Source organism: Methanomethylovorans sp. PtaU1.Bin093, assembly GCF_002067275.1.
Classification (GTDB): Archaea; Halobacteriota; Methanosarcinia; order Methanosarcinales; family Methanosarcinaceae; genus Methanomethylovorans.
The window spans coordinates 1-3,303 of the sequence record NZ_MVQX01000062.1; the positions used below are offsets into that span (position 1 = coordinate 1).

General features: G+C 44.0%; 5 protein-coding genes and 1 tRNA gene. 1 reads left to right on the forward strand and 5 read right to left on the reverse strand.

Annotated features, from left to right (window positions below; all coding sequences use genetic code 11):
* Positions 1 to 339: 339 nt before the first annotated feature.
* From A4E24_RS07630 to A4E24_RS07650, 5 genes are all read right to left on the reverse strand, one after another.
* Positions 340 to 424: transfer RNA gene (locus A4E24_RS07630), tRNA-Leu, on the reverse strand.
* 54 nt (positions 425 to 478) lie between these two features.
* On the reverse strand, positions 479 to 1,273 hold the full coding sequence (locus A4E24_RS07635; protein ID WP_292352689.1) for a DNA-directed RNA polymerase subunit D: 795 nt from the start codon (positions 1,271 to 1,273) through the stop codon (positions 479 to 481).
* 30 nt (positions 1,274 to 1,303) lie between these two features.
* The gene (locus A4E24_RS07640) at positions 1,304 to 1,684 is read right to left on the reverse strand and encodes a 30S ribosomal protein S11 (RefSeq protein WP_292352690.1); all 381 of its coding nucleotides are present in this window, start codon (positions 1,682 to 1,684) and stop codon (positions 1,304 to 1,306) included.
* A gap of 12 nt (positions 1,685 to 1,696) precedes the next feature.
* Positions 1,697 to 2,257, reverse strand: coding sequence for a 30S ribosomal protein S4 (locus A4E24_RS07645; RefSeq protein WP_292352691.1), 561 nt, complete (start codon positions 2,255 to 2,257; stop codon positions 1,697 to 1,699).
* 12 nt (positions 2,258 to 2,269) lie between these two features.
* Positions 2,270 to 2,716, reverse strand: coding sequence for a 30S ribosomal protein S13 (locus A4E24_RS07650; RefSeq protein WP_292352692.1), 447 nt, complete (start codon positions 2,714 to 2,716; stop codon positions 2,270 to 2,272).
* A 374-nt stretch (positions 2,717 to 3,090) separates the two neighbouring features.
* Between A4E24_RS07650 and A4E24_RS07655 the strand changes: the two genes are divergently transcribed.
* A partial coding sequence (locus tag A4E24_RS07655; protein WP_292352693.1) for an S-layer protein domain-containing protein occupies positions 3,091 to 3,303 on the forward strand: 213 nt, incomplete at its 3' end.

A 3,303-nucleotide genomic window follows, 5' to 3' on the forward strand; every position in this document is an offset into this window, starting at 1 on the left:
GCACCAATAAATCACTAATCCCCTATAAAAGAACAATTCACTGTATACTAGATATCTGCGGAATTTAGGAATCCAAATCATATGACATGGTTGTCCAGGCTGCCAAGATATGGTCCATAAATGAGAACACTCTTTTATTCCAAATCCTTTACGAATCTACTCACTCAATGTTAAGGAGATCCAATAAAAATGACAAAGAAGACAGGACAATAAAGCTGCAAAAAAAAACTAAGTTTTGTGAAGCAAGTATTGATAAAAACTCTGCCAGTTCGTACCTATACCTAAGTATTTTGACACATGGCAACAAGATCCCATGTAAACAACTTTATGTATTATAGATGCGGGGGATGGGATTCGAACCCACGAACTCCTACGAGACTAGGCCCTCAACCTAGCGCCTTTGACCTAGCTGGGCGACCCCCGCACATAGGGAAAGAACAATATAGGAGATAGCAACCTCCTATATTAATCTGTTGGCTCAGAGCGTAGACAGGATCTCAGCCAGACTTGTAGCCTTATCCTTGATGACATTACCTGCATTCAAGATCAATTCCTTTGTGGTATAAGAGCCATCAGATTCCATCATGAAGATGAAAGAATGCCCGTCAACTTTGACATCTATGGCATCAATATCACAAACCCCTTCACATAACCTGCAAAGAGTGCATTTGAGCATATCCTCCTGAGAGATCTCAGCACTGTTAGCACCCATCTTAATGATATTGACAGGACACTCAGTCACACATGCACCACAGAGGTCACAACCACTGAACTCGACCTTTGGCATATTCTTGTACCCGCATGCTACACCTGCCTGCCATCGGGAATGTTTGCTACCGTATCCCATCTGAGCTATCGCTTCAAGAACGATCTTTTGCCCTTCCCGAAGATCTGCGATCGGAATGTTAGGATCAGCAGGTTGCACCTTATCATCAGAGGACACAAGGTCCTGAGAATAAACTATTCCAGGGCCTTCTGCACTGAGGGTAAGAGAAACCTGACATGCCGGACAAAAGTCACCACAATTACATTCCTCTTTAGGAACAAAATCCTCCATATTCGAAGTAAGAGGGATAAGTGCCAGGCGTAAGCCAAGCTGCTCATCATACAAAACCGAGGTATTGTTATAGATGTTTACCTCGGTAATAGCGATCGTAGGTACATCTGCCAGAGCAGCCCTGCGAATACCATTTGCAAATGCAGCGGTCGTGTTTGACAATACAAACTTTGCAGACCTATCGGAGAGCTCCAGTATGTCTACTTCCATCGTCATATGCTTATTTCCTTTACCTAAACAGAGAGATCATACACGTCTTCCGCCTTTTGGACGAGTACCATCATGAGGTACAGGCGTTACATCTTCTATCCTTCCAATTTTAATGCCCGCTCTGGCAAAAGCCCTGATAGCAGCCTGAGCACCGGGACCCGGACTCCTCTGCTTGTTACCGCCAGGAGCACGCACTTTTATGTGCACACCTTCAATGTTCTTGTCTTTGAGTATATCAGCGAGCTGACTTGCCATTTGCATTGCAGTGTAAGGAGAGCTTTCATCGCGTGCTGCCTTTACAACCATCCCACCGGAGGATTTTGCAATTGTTTCGGCACCAGTCATATCGGTAATAGTGATGATAGTATTATTGAATGAGCTCTTGATGTGAGCAACACCCCATGTTCCATTTGCCATATTTACACCTCCTTAATCATGCCCTGCAATGGATTTAGCTACCTGTGCAGGTCTTTCCGGATGGGTTTCATCAAGCAGAGGAGAAGTGCCATAATAATCGATGAGCATTTCCTGCTCCTTGGTGACCATCATTCCAGGTACTGTAACTTTTTGACCATTGATGGCAATGTGACCATGAGTAATGAACTGTCGTGCCTGCTTTGGAGTACGGGCGAGTCCGAGCCTGTGGACCTGGGTTTGCAGCCTGCGCTCAAGAAGGGCACTGGTCTTAAGTCCAAGAATATCATCGATATTTGAATCAGCTTTCAATATGGAATAGCTTGTAAGCCTTTCGAGGATCTGTTCAGCTTCAAGTTTGAAATGACCGGACATCTGTTCCGTTTCTCCGGACTCTGCCAAGAGCCTGCGAGCATCTGCCCTGAACCGCCTGAGAGTACTCTGTGCTTTCCACAATTCCCTTTTGTTACGAAGTCCATAGGTCTTGATGAGCTCGACCTCTTCAGCCATCCTGGCAGCCTGCCATGGATGCTTAGGCGTATCATAACTTTTTCTCTTCTTTCCTGGATATCCCATAAGATCACCCTATCATTTCTTCTTGCTTACACCAATGGTGCTGCCACGCCTACCGGTGGACTTTGTTCTCTGACCCCTTACCTTAAGACCGCGCTCGTGACGTATACCACGGTAGCACCTGATCTTTTTAAGAGTGTTCAGATCTTCCCTCAATGTAAGCAGGATATCCTGTCCGAGAAGATGCTTGTTCTCCCCTGTCACAAGATCTTTCTGTCTGTTCAGCATCCATGTAGGCATGGACTGCTCAAAACCACTGATAGCCTGATCAAGCTTTGCAATATCCTCATCAGGGAGATAACCAATTACTGCCAATGGGTCGATACCAGTGCTTTCCACAAGGATCCTTGAGGTTCGTCTTCCGATACCAGGAATACCGGTCAATGCGTACTCAACAGGCATTTCACCTTTGAGGTCAGTATTCATGATACGGACTAGATGTCTTATTTCTTCATCTGCCATAATTTATGTCCTCCTTAGGGATACGTTGTATCCTGTAGCCCCGGCACATTTGCCGGCACTCCCCGCGAAGGGGTGGACTGCATATCCTAACGGAATATAAAGTGATGGCGCAGATAATACTGTATCGTATATAATCCTATTGCTGCTCGAGGTCAAAAAGGGATCGTACAAAAAAAGGAAAAGCAAGTGATTCTTTTTTGGAAAAAGCAGATGGAGGATCTCAATTCTTTAGTGACATCACAATCAATAAACAAATATTAATATATAATTATACCATATAATACCGCTGAGGATGAATGCCCATTCTAAGTAAAAACCGATAGAATCAATGATCAGCTCTTTACTTTGAATGGTTCTTTAGGAGATGGTCATAGTTGCGTGAATTCCAAAAGTTTATCGTATGCGGAGCTTTATTTTGCCTGATAGTGTTAAGTAGTACAGCAGATGCTGTTCCTTCAAATTCCACTGGGAATAGAATTTGGGATGAAAATCTGAATTTAAGTGTTGAATATACATGGACACCTCAAAGTTTCTCTGGCTTTTACTATAATGTAAATACGGGAGAAGGATCTGAAAATCTTACGGTA

Coding starts and splice junctions, on each gene's coding strand:
- A4E24_RS07640 (WP_292352690.1), bottom strand. CDS start 1,684: ATGGCAAATGGAACATGGGGTGTTGCTCACATCAAGAGCTCATTCAAT.
- A4E24_RS07635 (WP_292352689.1), bottom strand. CDS start 1,273: ATGACGATGGAAGTAGACATACTGGAGCTCTCCGATAGGTCTGCAAAG.
- A4E24_RS07645 (WP_292352691.1), bottom strand. CDS start 2,257: ATGGGATATCCAGGAAAGAAGAGAAAAAGTTATGATACGCCTAAGCAT.
- A4E24_RS07650 (WP_292352692.1), bottom strand. CDS start 2,716: ATGGCAGATGAAGAAATAAGACATCTAGTCCGTATCATGAATACTGAC.